The 15,819-nt window shown below is 33.8% G+C and carries 15 protein-coding genes; 6 read left to right on the top strand and 9 right to left on the bottom strand.

Annotated features, from left to right (window positions below; translation table 11 throughout):
- Nucleotides 1-63 precede the first annotated feature (63 nt).
- The 7 genes from ACEN2F_RS00075 to ACEN2F_RS00045 all read right to left on the bottom strand — a co-directional run bounded on the left by ACEN2F_RS00075 (nucleotide 64) and on the right by ACEN2F_RS00045 (nucleotide 6,130).
- Nucleotides 64-996, bottom strand: a complete 933-nt coding sequence (locus ACEN2F_RS00075) for a transglutaminase (RefSeq protein WP_441734467.1) — start codon at nucleotides 994-996, stop codon at nucleotides 64-66.
- 21 nt (nucleotides 997-1,017) lie between these two features.
- Nucleotides 1,018-1,869, bottom strand: coding sequence for a substrate-binding domain-containing protein (locus tag ACEN2F_RS00070; protein ID WP_441734466.1), 852 nt, complete (start codon nucleotides 1,867-1,869; stop codon nucleotides 1,018-1,020).
- Nucleotides 1,869-2,396, bottom strand: a complete 528-nt coding sequence (locus tag ACEN2F_RS00065; protein WP_441734464.1) for a GNAT family N-acetyltransferase — start codon at nucleotides 2,394-2,396, stop codon at nucleotides 1,869-1,871. The genes ACEN2F_RS00070 and ACEN2F_RS00065 overlap by 1 nt, the downstream gene beginning before the upstream one ends.
- A 153-nt stretch (nucleotides 2,397-2,549) precedes the next feature.
- The gene (locus ACEN2F_RS00060; protein ID WP_441734462.1) at nucleotides 2,550-3,674 is read right to left on the bottom strand and encodes an SDR family oxidoreductase; all 1,125 of its coding nucleotides are present in this window, start codon (nucleotides 3,672-3,674) and stop codon (nucleotides 2,550-2,552) included.
- A 95-nt stretch (nucleotides 3,675-3,769) separates the two neighbouring features.
- Nucleotides 3,770-4,639 carry a nucleoside phosphorylase gene (locus ACEN2F_RS00055; protein ID WP_441734459.1) on the bottom strand — a complete coding sequence of 290 codons (870 nt, stop codon included), beginning with the start codon at nucleotides 4,637-4,639 and terminating at the stop codon, nucleotides 3,770-3,772.
- 73 nt (nucleotides 4,640-4,712) lie between these two features.
- The gene (locus ACEN2F_RS00050; RefSeq protein WP_441734456.1) at nucleotides 4,713-5,042 is read right to left on the bottom strand and encodes a translation initiation factor; all 330 of its coding nucleotides are present in this window, start codon (nucleotides 5,040-5,042) and stop codon (nucleotides 4,713-4,715) included.
- 137 nt (nucleotides 5,043-5,179) lie between these two features.
- Nucleotides 5,180-6,130, bottom strand: coding sequence for an isopenicillin N synthase family dioxygenase (locus tag ACEN2F_RS00045; RefSeq protein ID WP_441734454.1), 951 nt, complete (start codon nucleotides 6,128-6,130; stop codon nucleotides 5,180-5,182).
- 170 nt (nucleotides 6,131-6,300) lie between these two features.
- Between ACEN2F_RS00045 and ACEN2F_RS00040 the strand changes: the two genes are divergently transcribed.
- Nucleotides 6,301-8,277 (top strand): alpha-ketoacid dehydrogenase subunit alpha/beta, encoded by a 1,977-nt coding sequence (locus tag ACEN2F_RS00040; RefSeq protein WP_441734451.1) that lies wholly within the window; start codon nucleotides 6,301-6,303, stop codon nucleotides 8,275-8,277.
- A gap of 212 nt (nucleotides 8,278-8,489) precedes the next feature.
- On the opposite strand, the gene ACEN2F_RS00035 is transcribed toward ACEN2F_RS00040, so the two are convergent.
- Nucleotides 8,490-9,383 (bottom strand): LysR family transcriptional regulator, encoded by an 894-nt coding sequence (locus ACEN2F_RS00035; RefSeq protein WP_441734448.1) that lies wholly within the window; start codon nucleotides 9,381-9,383, stop codon nucleotides 8,490-8,492.
- Between the two features lie 96 nt (nucleotides 9,384-9,479).
- Here ACEN2F_RS00035 and ACEN2F_RS00030 point away from each other — a divergent pair, with 96 nt between their 5' ends.
- Together ACEN2F_RS00030 and ACEN2F_RS00025 are read left to right on the top strand one after the other, a co-directional pair.
- Complete coding sequence (locus ACEN2F_RS00030; RefSeq protein ID WP_441734446.1) at nucleotides 9,480-10,073, top strand: NAD(P)H-dependent oxidoreductase; 594 nt, start codon at nucleotides 9,480-9,482, stop codon at nucleotides 10,071-10,073.
- A gap of 2 nt (nucleotides 10,074-10,075) precedes the next feature.
- Nucleotides 10,076-10,366: a putative quinol monooxygenase gene (locus ACEN2F_RS00025; RefSeq protein WP_441734444.1), complete on the top strand. Its 291-nt coding sequence runs from the start codon at nucleotides 10,076-10,078 to the stop codon at nucleotides 10,364-10,366.
- Nucleotides 10,367-10,455: 89 nt separating this feature from the next.
- On the opposite strand, the gene ACEN2F_RS00020 is transcribed toward ACEN2F_RS00025, so the two are convergent.
- Nucleotides 10,456-12,000, bottom strand: coding sequence for a hypothetical protein (locus tag ACEN2F_RS00020; RefSeq protein ID WP_441734441.1), 1,545 nt, complete (start codon nucleotides 11,998-12,000; stop codon nucleotides 10,456-10,458).
- A 154-nt stretch (nucleotides 12,001-12,154) separates the two neighbouring features.
- Here ACEN2F_RS00020 and ACEN2F_RS00015 point away from each other — a divergent pair, with 154 nt between their 5' ends.
- From ACEN2F_RS00015 to ACEN2F_RS00005, 3 genes are all read left to right on the top strand, one after another.
- Nucleotides 12,155-13,330 (top strand): 2-isopropylmalate synthase, encoded by a 1,176-nt coding sequence (locus ACEN2F_RS00015; RefSeq protein ID WP_441734438.1) that lies wholly within the window; start codon nucleotides 12,155-12,157, stop codon nucleotides 13,328-13,330.
- Nucleotides 13,331-13,368: 38 nt separating this feature from the next.
- On the top strand, nucleotides 13,369-14,487 hold the full coding sequence (leuB, locus tag ACEN2F_RS00010) for a 3-isopropylmalate dehydrogenase (RefSeq protein WP_441734436.1): 1,119 nt from the start codon (nucleotides 13,369-13,371) through the stop codon (nucleotides 14,485-14,487).
- Nucleotides 14,488-14,539: 52 nt separating this feature from the next.
- A partial coding sequence (locus ACEN2F_RS00005; protein ID WP_441734433.1) for a dihydroxy-acid dehydratase domain-containing protein occupies nucleotides 14,540-15,819 on the top strand: 1,280 nt, incomplete at its 3' end.

The following is a 15,819-nucleotide window of genomic DNA, read 5'->3' as shown; positions in this document are numbered from 1 at the left end:
TGGTAAACTTATAAATTTGTTGGAAAAACAGAACTCAATTTTGTCAATAATGATAATATGAAATTAATCTAAAGTCAAGGCTCCTAAAATTTCTTCTGACATAAAAGGCCCACCGGGGTAGGTGGCTGTATAATCCAGATTCATCCAGATTTGGCCACGCTCATCCACGTGATACTGTAGTTTCTTTTCGTTACTTTCATTGACAAATAGCATATTTTTGATTAGAAAATTGACTTTTTCTAAATCAGTTTGAGAGCCAATTAGTATTTCAGGATAAATATGTCCCGTGGTATGAATTAATCGGGGAGTACCACCAATAGATTTAATCGCAGCAGCCATAAGTATCGAATGATCATCACAATCTCCTGATAAATATAGCAGCGATTCAGTGGCTGTAGCGATATAATCACGTGCTTTAGGGTCACTTACGTAATTCCATCTGCTATTTATTTCCTTAAAAACAGCAAAGCACTGAATGATGGTTCTATAATCAGAATATCCTTTTATATCTTTAAAATGTTTAGTGGTAGCCATTACTGCAAAATTCCTAATTTTAGGATTTTGGTATTCTATGGCATTGATAATTTTTGATTTATTGGGAAACGGAAGCAACTTAGCAATAATAATATCTTGCGGATAAGGATTGTCAGACATCGTGTACATTATAGAATTATAATCCTCAAAAACGCTGTTAAATCCATAGTTGCCAATAGTGGAACCGTACACTAAAACCAAAAAATACAAGATGATACAAAAGAGAATAATTGTTCTCAAAAATCGCAGGATGATTTGAATAACAACAATCATCACTAAAAACAAGACGACTCTGTCAATATTCAGAAACCAATTAGGATTAATCAAATTCTGATGTAATATGATAAATAGGGGGATAGCAATTAAGATGTTCAGGACAAAAATCACAACATCATCCCAAGGTTTTTTGACCTGGAATACCTGTTTAATACCCTGAAAATTAATTTCTTTTATTTTTATCATAGAAAAAATAGAAACAGTACGCTAGACTGTTTGCACAATATCCTCAAAAGTACCTTTTTTCTCGATAATTTTAAGTTGAAAAAGCTGATTTTGAACTTTGTTTAACATTTCAGCCGATAAAGTTTTTTGTGACCACTCCGTTATAGATAGCCATTCTTGAATATCTTCAATTTTTTGATGGTAATTTAGAGCTAGCGTTTTGTCAATACTGGGGATTTCTTTAAAATCTTCAATGGTTTTATTAATAATCCCTAGAATTTTTGAAATAACAACTGGATTATTTTCCAAAACTTCTTCTCGAACTGCAATTACAAAACAGGGCCAAGGCGTTGGGCAATCAGCAATTCGTCGGAAAACACCTTTGTCAACTAATGGTTTGGTCATGAAGCGTTCCCACATGAAATAATCAGCCGTTCCATTTGTCAAGGCTTCAACAGCGCCGTCGATAGTATTTACAATTTCAAATTCCAGATTATCAGTTTTCCATCCTTGATTATTGGCATTTACATAAGCCATTAATTGCGAACCGGAACCCAATCTGGAAATGGCAACTTTTTTGTTTTCTAAGTCGGCTAATGTCTTATAATTGGATTTTTCAGCTACATGAATCCCCCAAATCAAGGGACTTTCTACATAAACTTGAACTATTTTACTTGAGTTTCCGGCAACAATATCTTTCACGATACCTTCGGTAAGGATTACGGCGATATCAGTTTCGCCATCACGAAGCATTTGACACATTTTTCCGGTTCCCTCGGGAACATCGGTCCATTGTAAATCTATATTTTCTTTTTGGAAATCTCCACTTTCTATCGCTAAATGCCATGGGAGATTGAAATGTTCCGGAACTCCGGCTATTTTTATTGTTTTCATTATAGGTTGGGATTTTTTAATTCGTACCAATTCCAAGAAATGCTATCCTCAAAGTATTGTTTAGTCATTTCTAGTCCAATTTTTTGTAATATTCTGTTTGATGCGATATTATCTGTGTGTGCTGCTGCTTCCATAATTTCTACTTTCATTGCATTAAAACCATAATCCAACCAAGCAAAACTGGCCTCACTAGCATATCCTTTTCCCCAGAATTTCTCGTTTAGTCGATAGCCAATATCGTAGAAATAAATTTTATTATTGACCATTTCGGTATTGTATTTCAATCCTGCCCAACCAATTAATTGATCGGTTTCTTTCAAAATAACAACAAATCTTCCAATTTTATTTTGAACATACTGCGTTCTTACAGATTTTACGTATGAATGTACTTCGCTAATATCCGTTAAAGGTTTGTTCCAAAGATATTGATGAACTTTAGGATTACTGTCCATTTCAAATAAAGCTTCGTCATCTGAAAACAGCATTTCCCTTAAAATTAATCGGTCGGTTTCTAAAATAAGATTCATGTTTTTATTAGAAATATCATGGTTAACGATTTAGCCCTGATAGCAGTCATATTCTGTCATTGCGAGGAACGAAGCAATCACATCATGAGATTGCTTCGTTCCTCGCAATGACACTCACTAAAAAAGATACAGTGCGGGAAATAGCTCCTAAAATTATACATTAATATCTTTGAAATTATTCAATTTTGCATACCGAATCATATTGGTGAAGGCTTCTTGATCCAGTTTGGGTATTTCCAGAATGGAGTTCAGCAAAGTGGTATCATACTCATTAGGAGCTGTTGTAAAGTATGGGTTTAAATGTTTTCCAATACTTTCATAATACAATTTTTCGATCGTATTTTTGTAGGTAAAGTCTAACGAATTCTGTATCAAAGTAAAATTAGAATAACCAACTTCCTTCATAATCAACCGCAATCCATTTACCATATTGAAACTTGTATTGTGAACAATATTAAGTTGTTGTACATCGTCTCTTTCAAATGTGTTTACAATCACTTTTGCGACATAATCGACAGGAATAATATTCAAAACGGTGTCATCATTGACGATAAAACGCACATTTTCTTGATCTCCTTTTCGTTGGGAAGTGAAGTGAAAGAATTTAGCCAAAAGATAAAAAACCATATATTTTGAAATAAAATAGGGATTTTCTGTTCCTAACATTTTACCTCCAATCACACTTGGACGTAAAATTTGAAAAGGCAAACCAATTTTTTTACATTCTTGGGCTATAAAATTTTCCGAGTGGAATTTAGCATTCTCATATGCATTGCGATGCTCTGGTTGGAATCCTAAACTATGAAAATCATTGTCAATTAATCCTTTTCGGTTTCCCGATGAAAAAGCAGTTCCGATGTAAATAAACTTTTTTATAAAAGGATGAAAAAGATTGAAAAGCGATTTTGTGATTTTGGTATTTTCGTCAAAAATCTTTTCGCGTTGTTCTTCATCGGTAGATAAATTTACGAATCCAGCTGAATGAATGAAATAAGCATTTTTTATTTGGCTTGAAAAAGTGTCTTGAATAACAGCCAAATCCGTATCGATGATTTCAATGTATTCGTGCAGTTTTGCGATGCCTTTGTCTTTTATGATTTTTGGTGTATAACTGCTGGATAAAAGTTCATTTATGCGATCTAAAGCAGATTTTTTGCCTTTATTTCGTGCAATTATGAAGAGTTTTCCATCCATTTTACCATTGATGAAAAGCTCTAGAATTTCATACATAATATGAGATCCAAGAACTCCTGTTGCACCTGTAAGTATTATTTTCATTAGCGTTTTGTTCTAAAAAACAAATGTAGTTTTAAAAAAATTAAACAGCACTTTTTTAAAACTACAAATGGAGAAGATTTTGAAAATTAATTTCTTTATCCTACAGCAATTTTTTCTAATGTATATGCAATCAATTCATCAACGGCTTTATAGGGATCTTCACTAAAAGTTCCTGAGGCACGGTTGGCAATGATGGCGTTTAATGATAATGCTTGATGTCCTAAAAGAGCTGAAAGACCATAAATTGCGCTGGTTTCCATTTCTAAGTTGGTAATTTGATTGTCACCAAATTCAAAATTATCCATTTTAGCATTCAATGCTTCATCTTGAATATTCAAACGCAGCACACGACCTTGCGGACCATAAAAACCTCCGGCTGTTGCCGTAATTCCTTTGTGCATTTTATCGCTTTCTATGATTTTTTCTAATTTTTCAGAACAAGCAATCACGTATGGTTTTCCTTTTCGTAAATCCCAATTGGTATGTTTTACAAAAGCATCTTCCATCTCAAGATTCGAAACTTCGTCAATCAAATAGGAGCGAAGCATGTTGTCCAATCCTAATCCGAATTTTGATAGTACAAAACTGTCCACAGGAATATCAGCCTGCAAAGAACCCGAAGTCCCAATTCGGATGATGTTTAATGAAGTCAAATTTTCTTTTGGCTGACGGGTTTCCAAATCAATATTGACTAAAGCATCCAGTTCGTTGATAACGATATCAATATTGTCAGGACCAATTCCCGTAGACATTACTGTAATTCGCTTGCCTTTGAAAATCCCGGTTTGGGTTTTGAATTCTCTTTTTTGTGTCGAAAATTCAATGCTGTCAAAAAATTGAGTGATTTTCTCCACGCGATTTTGATCGCCTACAAAGATGATATCGTGTGCAATATGTTCTGGTTTTAAATTCAAATGGTATACGCTACCGTCTGGATTTAATATTAATTCTGATGATTGTATCATTTGTTTTTTTGTTTAATGTTTAAGGTTTCAAGTTGCTCAACTGAATACTAATAACTGAACACTGATCACTTTTCTATCCTCCAACTCGTTTTACTTTAAAGCCTTTTTCTTTTAAAATAATCATTATTTTATCGCGATAATCACCTTGAATAATGATAGCATCGTCTTTGAAAGTGCCGCCAACGCTCAATTTGGTTTTGATTTCTTTGGCAAGAATTTTAAAATCCTCATCAGTTCCTTCATAACCCTCAATTATGGTAGTTGCTTTTCCTTTTCGCTTTTCGAATTTGCAAATCATAGGCTCTTTTTGAACGTATAATTCGTGTGCCGCTTCTTCAATAGTTTCTTCGGGCGATGGTTCGTGATCTGGAAAAAGGTTTTTTAATTGATCTTGTAAGTCCATTTTTTTAAAATTAATTGATTATTAAACCATTAAGAAAATTAAGTTTTTACGGATTTTAATGCCCCATACTTTGTTAATGGTAAAAAACAAAAAGACATCAAGCGAACTCGATGTCTTCCTTGAACTATAAATAAGAATTATTTTTTGATTAACCCTAAATCTACTAAACGCTCATATAAATATGCACCTGCGGTAATATCTTCGAATTTTTTGGGATTCTCTGTGTCAACACAGTTTTCCAAACAATCCAATTTCATATCGCTCACCGGATGCATAAAAAACGGAATAGAATAACGTGAAGTACCCCATAATTCTCTTGGTGGATTTACCACTTGATGAATGGTCGATTTCAATTTGTTATTCGTAAGACGTGATAACATATCGCCCACATTGATGACTAATTCATCCGCTTCAGCAATGGCATCAATCCATTCTCCATTGTGATTTTGTACTTGCAATCCTTTTCCTTGTGCACCCATCAACAAAGTAATCAAATTGATATCACCATGAGCAGCGGCACGAATTGCATTTGCAGGTTCAGACGTAATTGGTGGGTAATGGATAGGTCTCAAGATTGAATTCCCGTCTTTGGCATATTGGTCAAAATAAAATTCATCCAAACCAAGGTGAATGGCTAAAGCTCTTAAAACATAAACGCCCGTTTTTTCTAGCATTTGATAAGCCTCCTTACCCGCTACATTAAAACGCGGAAATTCTTTTACTTCGACATTTTCAGGATATTCAGATGCGTATTTTGAACCTTCAGATACATACTGTCCAAAATGCCAAAATTCTTTTAAATCACCTTCTTTTCTGCCTTTGGCATGCTCTGTCCCAAAAGAAATATACCCTCTTTGTCCGCCAATTCCAGGAATTTCATAACCGTGTTTTGTTTCTAAAGGTAAAGAGAAAAAATTTTTGATTTCTCCATACAATTCATCAACTAATTGGTCGTCTAAAAAATGCCCTTTGAGTGCTACGAAGCCAATATCTTCAAATGCACTTCCGATTTCATTTACAAATTTTTGTTTACGTTTCGGGTCCTCCGAAAGGAAATCACGCAAGTCAACACTAGGAATGTTTTGCATACTTTTAAATATTTTTTAATAATTGAAGGTCAAAAACCTTGCAGATACAAATGTAAAGAATAATTTTAGATCTTAATTTTAAAACGTACAAACAATATAAAAAAATATAACAAAATAACACTAAACTGTTATATTTTTTTATCTTTGAACCATACAATAAAACCGAAAAAATGACCTTTGACAGAAAAAATCTTACGGACAATCAATTATTAGATTTATATAAAAGAATCCTCAAGCCAAGACTGATAGAAGAGAAAATGCTGATTCTTATTCGTCAAGGAAAAGTATCCAAATGGTTTTCTGGAATTGGTCAAGAAGCAATTTCTGTGGGTGTTACCGCAGTTTTAGATTCGGATGAATACATTTTGCCAATGCATAGAAATCTGGGAGTTTTCACCGGAAGAGACATTCCGTTGTACCGTCTTTTTTCACAATGGCAAGGCAAAGCCAATGGTTTTACCAAAGGTCGTGATCGAAGTTTCCACTTTGGAACCCAACAATACAAGATTATAGGTATGATTTCGCATTTAGGTCCGCAATTGGGTGTGGCTGACGGAATCGCTTTGGCCAATAAACTCAAAAAAAACGGAAAAATTACTGCAGTTTTTACTGGTGAAGGAGCAACAAGTGAAGGCGATTTTCATGAAGCGTTGAATATTGCTTCGGTTTGGGAATTGCCCATAATGTTTGTCATCGAAAATAATGGCTATGGATTATCAACTCCTACAAATGAGCAATACCGCTGCGAAAACCTTGCTGATAAAGGGAAAGGCTACGGAATGGAAAGTCATATTGTTGATGGAAATAATATACTGGAAGTGTTTAATTTATTATCTGAATTGAAGGCTTCGATGAAAGAAAAACCACGTCCTGTTTTATTGGAATTCAAAACTTTCAGAATGCGCGGGCATGAAGAGGCGAGTGGTACTAAATACGTTCCACAGGAATTAATGGACATGTGGGCAATTAAGGATCCAGTAGAAAATTATAGAAAGTATTTGGCCGAAAGCGGAGTTCTTACTGAAGATTTTGATGCGACTTTACATGCTGAAATAAAGAAGGATATTGATGAAAGTCTGGCTATTGCCAATGCTGAACCGGAGATAGAAGCATCATTAAGTGAAGAGTTAAATGATGTTTATAAACCGTATGCATTTGAACACGTTAAACCATCTGAAGAAAAAGAAAATATTCGTTTTATAGATGCGATTTCTACCAGTTTGAGGCAATCAATGGAACGACATGAAAACTCCGTAATCATGGGTCAGGATATTGCTGAGTATGGTGGTGCTTTCAAAATCACGGATGGATTTGTAGCACAATTTGGCAAAGAGCGTGTCATCAATACGCCAATTTGTGAAAGTGCAGTCGTTTCGGCAGGAATGGGATTATCAATCAATGGATACAAAGCGATTGTGGAAATGCAGTTTGCCGATTTTGTTTCAACAGGATTCAATCCCATTGTAAATTTATTAGCTAAATCTCATTACCGTTGGTTAGAAAAAGCAGATGTTGTAATTAGAATGCCTTGTGGCGGCGGAACACAAGCAGGGCCTTTTCATTCGCAAACCAATGAAGCTTGGTTCACCAAAACGCCAGGTTTAAAAGTAGTATATCCGGCGTTTCCTTATGATGCGAAAGGATTGTTGAATACTTCTATAAACGATCCAAATCCTATTCTATTTTTTGAACATAAGCAACTATACAGAAGCATTTACCAAAATGTTCCTACAGACTATTATACGATTCCATTAGGAAAAGCGGCTTTGTTGAAAGAAGGAAATCAGGTTACAATTATCTCTTTTGGTGCGGCAGTGCATTGGGCTTTGGATACTTTAGCAAAAAATCCTGATATTTCTGCTGATTTGTTGGATTTGAGAACTTTACAACCATTAGATACCGAAGCTATTTTTGCTTCGGTAAAGAAAACGGGAAGAGTAATTATTTATCAGGAAGACAGCATGTTTGGAGGAATTTCCAGCGATATTTCAGCAATGATAATGGAAAACTGTTTCAAATACCTAGATGCGCCGGTAAAACGAGTGGCAAGTTTAGACACTCCGATTCCGTTTACAAAAGCATTGGAAGATCAGTATTTGCCGAAAGGCAGATTCGAAAATGATCTGAAAGAACTCTTGGCATATTAATATTTGAACTTCTAATTAGGTTATTTTTGGAGTTTTAATTCTAAAAATAACCTAATATCCAATAGATAATAATAAAAATTAGAATTGTGCCAAAACAGCCTCCGCCGAGTTTCTTAGCTCCGTAGCCTGCTAATATTGTCTTGAAAAATCCATTCATAAGTTAAAAATTTAAGGACTTATAAAATTAAACTATATTTTTAAATTAACAAATTTTAGTTTAAATCGATGAAAATTTTCTTAATCAAAGCGATTTCTTCCTCATACATTGTTTTTTTTCTAGTTGCAAAATAGAGCGTATTTTTTAGTGGTATTTTCCCTTCCCAAATCAGTTTTATCGTTCCATTATCAATTTCTTTACGGCATAAAAAATCAGGAACCACAGCTAATCCTTTGCCGCTACTCAAACAGCGTACAATAGAATTTAGATTTGGAACAATATAATTAGGTCTGAAATCAGGATGTTTATTGAAATTTAATTGCCAAAAACGGCGCAAATGTTCCATATCTCCGGTAGTTCCATACCATTTTTGTTGCTTTAACCAAAGTTCAACTGCTTGAATACTTTCGTTTTTTTCGATTAAATTGAATTGTGAATTATCAATTTCGCTTCCACCCACAAGTACGATAGTTTCTGAAGAAAATGCCTGATATTCAATTGCATTTTTTACGACCATTTGTGGCGTGATAATCAAATCAAGAATTCCTTTTTCTAAATTTTCTACCATTTCCGGATATTCACCAAACTGAATGATAACATTAAATGGTAACGTAGAAATATACTGTTCCAGTGTGATTTGGAATGTTTCAAAACACATTCCAACACTTATTGTTGGTGTATTCTTCTCGGTACTGCGTTGAAAATTTTTCTCGGCCTCTTCCAGTTTGGTTAGTGCTTCAATGATGAAATTGTACAATACTTTTCCTTTTTCGGTAGGTACCATTTTTCTTTTTGTTCGGTCAAATAATTTATAGCCTACATAAGTTTCCAAGGAACTCAAGTGCAGACTCACACCAGGTTGCGAAATAAATAATACTTCTGCAGCACTAGTCAATGTTCCTGTTTTATAAACTGCTTTAAAGGTGCGATACCATTCTAAATTTACCATAACTATTATAATTATGATACAAAAGTATAAATTAAGTTATTTTAATAATAGACTTTATCATTTTAACTTTGCACTATCAAATTAAAAATAAAAATTATGACAAAAGTATTTATAATCAATGGCGGACAAAAGTTTGGCCATTCCGGCGGACGATTTAATGAAACCATTTCGAATGAAACTTTGAATTTTTTCAAAAGCAATAGTGATTTTGAAGTACAAATAACCAATATCAATGATGAATACAATCCAGTTGCTGAAGTGGAGAAATTTGTTTGGGCAGATGTAATTATTTATCACACCCCAATATGGTGGTTTCAGTTGCCACATGGATTTAAAAAATACATTGATGTCGTTTTTACTGAAGGTCATGCCAAAGGGATATACAAAAGTGACGGTCGTTCCGCAGAAAATCCAACCATTAATTACGGAACCGGAGGAATGCTTCATGGCAAAAAATATATGTTGACTACCTCTTGGAATGCTCCAAAAGAAGCTTTTACTTTACCGGGAGAATTTTTCAATCAGCACAGTGTGGATGAAGGACCATTATTTGGTTTTCACCGAATGAATGCTTTTACGGGCATGCAACCGTTACAAAGTATTCATTTTCATGATATTGAAAAAAATGCAAATGTTGAAAATGATCTTAAAGTGTATCAAAACCATTTAACACAACTATTTTTAAATTAATTATGGCAATCAATCTAACAGTTATCCTAAAAAGTAAACCTGAAAACACAGCAATAGTAAAATCGCTATTACTGGAATTAGTTGAAAAATCAACTCAAGAAGCAGCTTGTAAACAATATGACTTGTATCAAAATTGTGATGATGCCAATACTTTTATTTTTCATGAGATTTGGGAAAATCAAAGCGGTTTGGACAGCCACAATCAGCAATCTTACATTCAATCTTTTTTTGAAAAGGCTAATACATTGTTGCAAGAAACTCCAATTGTTTTTAGAACGGACAAATTAGCGTAATAATTGAGGTATTATTATTCGATATTTCAATTTTAAAAAAATAAAAGTTAACAAAAAGGAGGTTTAACCTCCTTTCGTCAAATAAAGTGCTACCGATTAATCAATTTTGCTTTCTCCTTAATGATAGTACTGATTTTTCGGTTTTCAATTTTGCTTTCAAGCCAAGAAATAATATCGAGATAGAGGAAAGCTCTTTTTTCATATTTGTTTTTTTCTAATTCGATAAATCGCAACCTCATTCTGACAAATTCCTTTTTGATATCTGTTGGATAAATAGAATTCAAATTCTTCAAAAACCGAATGATTTCTTTTTGTACTTCGTGTAAATCGTTCATTTTCAAAAGGAATTTATAGGTGTTTTTTAACTGATTTTCCATGTTATAATCCCTTCCTAACTCATAATGTGCTATCAAACAGAGTATTCTTGAAAAACACAACAAATCTTCTCTCATGGTCAGATTTTTATTGTTTATGATTTTTTCTAAATAAAAAATACAGTCTGCATATTTTTCATTTCCAAAATAAATAGAAGCAAATTTATAGTAAAACAACATTTCGTGATGTTCATCAAGATGATCCGTGTGTATTTTTAACTTACCTAAAACTTCAGGAATTAAGTATTCGCCTTCTGCAAACGTACCTTCTAGTATATGATAATTCAATTTATTATTATACAAATACAAAAATGATAAGGACGCAATATTATCATTGACAGGAAAATGGGAATCTTTTATGGTCTTTTCTAGCAGAACTAAATATTTTTTGAATTTTGATTTATATTTCAACATAAAAAGCGACTCTAATAAATACTGATTTCCTTTTAGAAAAAACACAGGATTCAAATGAATCATACTTGGATTATCATAAAAAAGGGTTACCCATTTTAAAGCATATTTATAACAAGATAAAAAATCCTGAACTAAAAAGCTTCGCCAAAGATTAGCATTGTAAAACCAATATTTCTCTCTAAAACCAAACTTTTTCTCGTCGAATTTTGAAATGTGTTTGTTGAAATAATCGTCTATATAAGTATACTCCTCATCACTTTTTACGTAGCCGGTTTTAAGCATAATACCATACAATTGCAAGGATAAATTAGATAATTTACTGGAAATGGTATTGCGATAATTCAGTTCTTTGGCCTGAATGACTAATTCATCAGCACGACCTTGAATACTTCGGGTTATGTATTGCGATTCAATAAGTTTTTCAAATTCTACAATTTCATACGCCATCAGTTTTTCGTCATTTTCCAAAGCTAAAATCTTTGTTTTATCCAAAATTTTTAAACTTTGTTTGTACAACCCTTTGTTGTATAAGATGGCAGCAAAATCAATTTGTTCACGTAATTGATACCGAATATTCTGACTTGGAATATTCAATCGGATGCTCACCAAAATTTGTTTGTACAAATACGACTTAAGATTAGATAGTTGTACTTTTTTGATAATACCATTTTTTAAAATAAGCTTCTCATCATACATTTCAGATTTATCTAAAATATTGAATAATTCGATAAATTTTGTATTAGAACTGGTCTCTAATCGGCTTGCAAAAATCTTAAACTGTCTTTTTTCGGATTTTGAAAGTGATTTAATTAATACAAACAAGAAATCTTTTTGATGGTTAGCCATTGTAGAATAGTGTAGCTTAATATTATGTAATTCAGGTATTTACAAAGTTTTTAATTGCTTTATAAACAGTATATTTCATTATATTGAGTTTTATATTAATGTAATGAAAGATATTTTTGTTATCAAGTTGTGAAATTACATTAAATAAATGAAAATGAATAGAGAGAAAGTTCAAATTTTTGATACCACTCTGAGAGATGGCGAACAAGTTCCAGGATGTAAATTAGATACCAAACAAAAACTCGTTATTGCGAACCGACTGGATGAAATGGGTGTTGACATAATAGAAGCTGGTTTTCCAGTGTCTAGTCCAGGCGATTTTTTATCTGTTTCAGAAATAAGTAAAATTGTTAAAAATGCTGTTGTTTGTGGATTAACCAGAGCGGTTAAAAATGATATAGATGTTGCGGCACAAGCGCTTAAATACGCAAAAAGACCACGTATACACACTGGAATAGGCACTTCGGAATCACACATAGTTCACAAATTAAATACAACCAGAGAAGATATTATTGCCCGCGCAAAATTTGCTGTTTCACATGCTAAATCGTATGTAGAAGATGTGGAATTCTACGCAGAGGACGCTGGAAGAACAGACAATGAATTCCTAGCACGAGTCTGTGAAGAAGCGATAAAATCAGGAGCAACTGTGCTAAACATTCCAGATACAACGGGGTATTGTTTACCAGAAGAATATGGTGCAAAAATTAAGTATTTAAAGGAAAATGTCAAGGGAATTGAAAACGTAATCCTGTCCTGTCACTGTCATAATGATTTAGGAATGGCGACTGCCAATTCTATTGCAGGAGCGGTAAATGGAGCCCGACAAATTGAGTGTACCATAAACGGAATAGGCGAAAGAGCAGGAAACACTGCACTTGAGGAAGTGGTAATGATTTTTAAACAACATCCGTATTTGAATTTGGATACCAATATCAATACCCGTCAGTTGAACGAAATGAGCCGCTTAGTATCCGAAAGTATGGGAATGATTGTGCAACCTAATAAAGCAATAGTTGGTGCAAATGCCTTTGCGCACAGCTCCGGAATACACCAAGATGGAGTGATCAAAAACAGATCGACTTATGAAATCATGGATCCGTTTGAAGTTGGCGTCAATGAATCATCAATTGTCCTTACGGCTAGAAGTGGTAGAGCAGCATTGGCCTACAGAGCTAAAAAAGTAGGGTACGAACTTTCAAAAGTGCAATTAGATGTTGTCTATATTGAATTTTTAAGATTTGCTGATATCAAAAAAGAGGTGTTGGACAATGATATTCATCAAATAATTGAAGCGTGTAAAATCAACAAGGAATTAATCCTTTCTTAAAATATTTTAGTTTTCGTCAAAATTTAAATCTTACTATTATGAATTTAAAAATAGCAGTGCTTTCAGGAGACGGAATTGGTCCCGAAGTAATTTTACAAGCAAAAAAAGCGTTGTATGCAATAGGTGTTGTTTTTGATCATGAGTTTGTATTTGAAGACGCGCTGATTGGTGCTGTTGCTATTGAAAAAACAGGAAATCCATTGCCAGAACAAACATTGAATCTTTGTTTAAATACAGATGCAGTACTCTTTGGAGCAGTTGGAAATATAAAATATGATAGTCACAGTGATCCAAAATTACGTCCAGTAGGAGGATTATTAAGACTAAGACAAGCACTAGGATTGTATGCCAACGTAAGACCCATAAAACCCTATAAAGATTTATTAGATTTGTCTCCTTTGAAAAGAAAAATTATTGAAGATACTGATTTTGTAGTTTTTAGAGAACTTTCTGGGGGTTCGTATTACAGCGAAAAAAAGATAAATGAACAAGGTACATTAGCCTCTGATTTATGTGAATATTCTGAAGAAGAAATTATCCGAATTACTCATTTGGCATTTAAAATGGCTCAAAAAAGACGAAAAGTAGTGACTTTAGTTGATAAAGCCAGTATTTTAGAAACCTCACGATTATGGCGAAAAGTAGTCCAAGAAGTAAGCTTAGATTACGCTGACGTAACTTTAGAATTTCTTCTTGTTGATAATGCTGCGATGCAAATTATTATTAATCCAAAACAATTTGACGTCATTTTGACCGAAAATTTATTTGGTGATATTTTATCGGATGAAGCCAGCGTTATTACTGGCGCCATTGGTTTGTTACCTTCCGCTTCATTAGGTGCCTCTAGTGCTCTTTTTGAACCGATACACGGTACTTTTTCTCAGGCAAAAGGCAAGAATACGGCTAATCCTGTTGCTTCAATATTATCTGCTGCTATGCTTTTAGAACATTTTGGACTTCAATTAGAGGCCCAAAAAGTGTATGAAGCTGTAGAAAAAGCAATAGAATTAAACGTAGTTACGGCAGATTTGAATCCGTATTCAAAATTTGGAACCAATGAAGTAGGAGATTTTATATCCAATTATATTCTTAATAAAGATGAGTTATTGTATTTCAATAATGACAATGTTTATATAGGACAATCAACCATCGTTTAATTAAAATACATGATTTATACATTTTAAATCAAATCATACAAAAAAACACAAAATGGAATTAAATAAATACAGCAAGACCATAACACAAGATGAAACACAACCAGCTGCTCAGGCAATGTTGTACGGAATTGGTTTAACTGAAGAAGATTTAAACAAAGCACAAGTTGGGATCGTAAGCATGGGTTACGAAGGAAATACGTGCAACATGCACTTAAATGATCTTGCAAAAGAGGTAAAACAAGGCGTTAAGAATGCTGATTTAGTGGGTTTAATTTTTAACACAATTGGTGTCAGTGACGGAATTTCAAATGGTACTGAAGGAATGCGTTTTTCTTTAGTTTCCAGAGATGTAATTGCGGATTCTATCGAAACAGTAATGGGAGCACAATGGTATGATAGTTTGATAGCCATTCCGGGTTGTGACAAGAATATGCCAGGCGCAATAATCGCAATGGGAAGAGTAAATCGTCCTGCAATGATGGTATATGGAGGTTCTATTCATTCCGGGAAATGGAAAGGAGAATCTTTAAATATTGTTTCTGCCTTTGAAGCTCTGGGAAAAAAATTCAACAATACAATAACGGAAGAGGATTTTAAGGGAGTAATTCAAAATTCTTGTCCAGGTCCTGGCGCTTGTGGTGGGATGTACACCGCCAATACAATGTCATCAGCAATTGAAGCGCTAGGAATGAGTTTACCTTACAGTTCTTCGAATCCCGCCTTAAGCGCAGAAAAAAAACAAGAATGTCTTGATGCTGGAAAAGCCATCAGAATACTATTGGAAAATGATATTAAACCAAAAGATATCATGACCCGTAAAGCTTTTGAAAATGCAATTACAATAGTGGCAGTTTTAGGCGGGTCAACGAATGCCGTAATGCATTTGATTGCGATGGCTCATTCCGTTGATATTGAAATTACATTAAAAGATTTTCAGGATATTAGTGATAAAACGCCCGTTTTAGCTGATTTAAAACCTAGCGGAAAATACATGATGGAAGATTTACACGCCGTTGGTGGTGTTCCTGCGGTTATGAAATACTTATTAAAAGAAGGTTTGCTTCACGGAGATTGCCTGACTGTTACTGGAAAAACAATAGCAGAAAATCTAGCGGTACTTCCTGATTTAAATGATGGTCAAGAAGTGATTCACCAGATTCAGAAAGCATTAAAACCAACAGGCAATATTCAAATTTTGTACGGTAACTTGGCTTCAGAAGGTTGTGTGGCTAAAATTAGTGGAAATGAAGGAGATTTTTTTGAAGGACCTGCAATAGTTTTTGAAAGTGAATTTACGGTTATTCCCGGTATTCAAAGTGGATTAGTTAAACC

Source organism: Flavobacterium sp. W20_MBD1_R3, assembly GCF_052119725.1.
GTDB lineage: Bacteria > Bacteroidota > Bacteroidia > Flavobacteriales > Flavobacteriaceae > Flavobacterium.
This window is presented reverse-complemented; position numbering and strand designations above follow the sequence as displayed.

Coding starts and splice junctions, on each gene's coding strand:
- ACEN2F_RS00075 (WP_441734467.1), bottom strand. CDS start 996: ATGATAAAAATAAAAGAAATTAATTTTCAGGGTATTAAACAGGTATTC.
- ACEN2F_RS00070 (WP_441734466.1), bottom strand. CDS start 1,869: ATGAAAACAATAAAAATAGCCGGAGTTCCGGAACATTTCAATCTCCCA.
- ACEN2F_RS00065 (WP_441734464.1), bottom strand. CDS start 2,396: ATGAATCTTATTTTAGAAACCGACCGATTAATTTTAAGGGAAATGCTG.
- ACEN2F_RS00060 (WP_441734462.1), bottom strand. CDS start 3,674: ATGAAAATAATACTTACAGGTGCAACAGGAGTTCTTGGATCTCATATT.
- ACEN2F_RS00055 (WP_441734459.1), bottom strand. CDS start 4,639: ATGATACAATCATCAGAATTAATATTAAATCCAGACGGTAGCGTATAC.
- ACEN2F_RS00050 (WP_441734456.1), bottom strand. CDS start 5,042: ATGGACTTACAAGATCAATTAAAAAACCTTTTTCCAGATCACGAACCA.
- ACEN2F_RS00045 (WP_441734454.1), bottom strand. CDS start 6,130: ATGCAAAACATTCCTAGTGTTGACTTGCGTGATTTCCTTTCGGAGGAC.
- ACEN2F_RS00040 (WP_441734451.1), top strand. CDS start 6,301: ATGACCTTTGACAGAAAAAATCTTACGGACAATCAATTATTAGATTTA.
- ACEN2F_RS00035 (WP_441734448.1), bottom strand. CDS start 9,383: ATGGTAAATTTAGAATGGTATCGCACCTTTAAAGCAGTTTATAAAACA.
- ACEN2F_RS00030 (WP_441734446.1), top strand. CDS start 9,480: ATGACAAAAGTATTTATAATCAATGGCGGACAAAAGTTTGGCCATTCC.
- ACEN2F_RS00025 (WP_441734444.1), top strand. CDS start 10,076: ATGGCAATCAATCTAACAGTTATCCTAAAAAGTAAACCTGAAAACACA.
- ACEN2F_RS00020 (WP_441734441.1), bottom strand. CDS start 12,000: ATGGCTAACCATCAAAAAGATTTCTTGTTTGTATTAATTAAATCACTT.
- ACEN2F_RS00015 (WP_441734438.1), top strand. CDS start 12,155: ATGAATAGAGAGAAAGTTCAAATTTTTGATACCACTCTGAGAGATGGC.
- leuB (WP_441734436.1), top strand. CDS start 13,369: ATGAATTTAAAAATAGCAGTGCTTTCAGGAGACGGAATTGGTCCCGAA.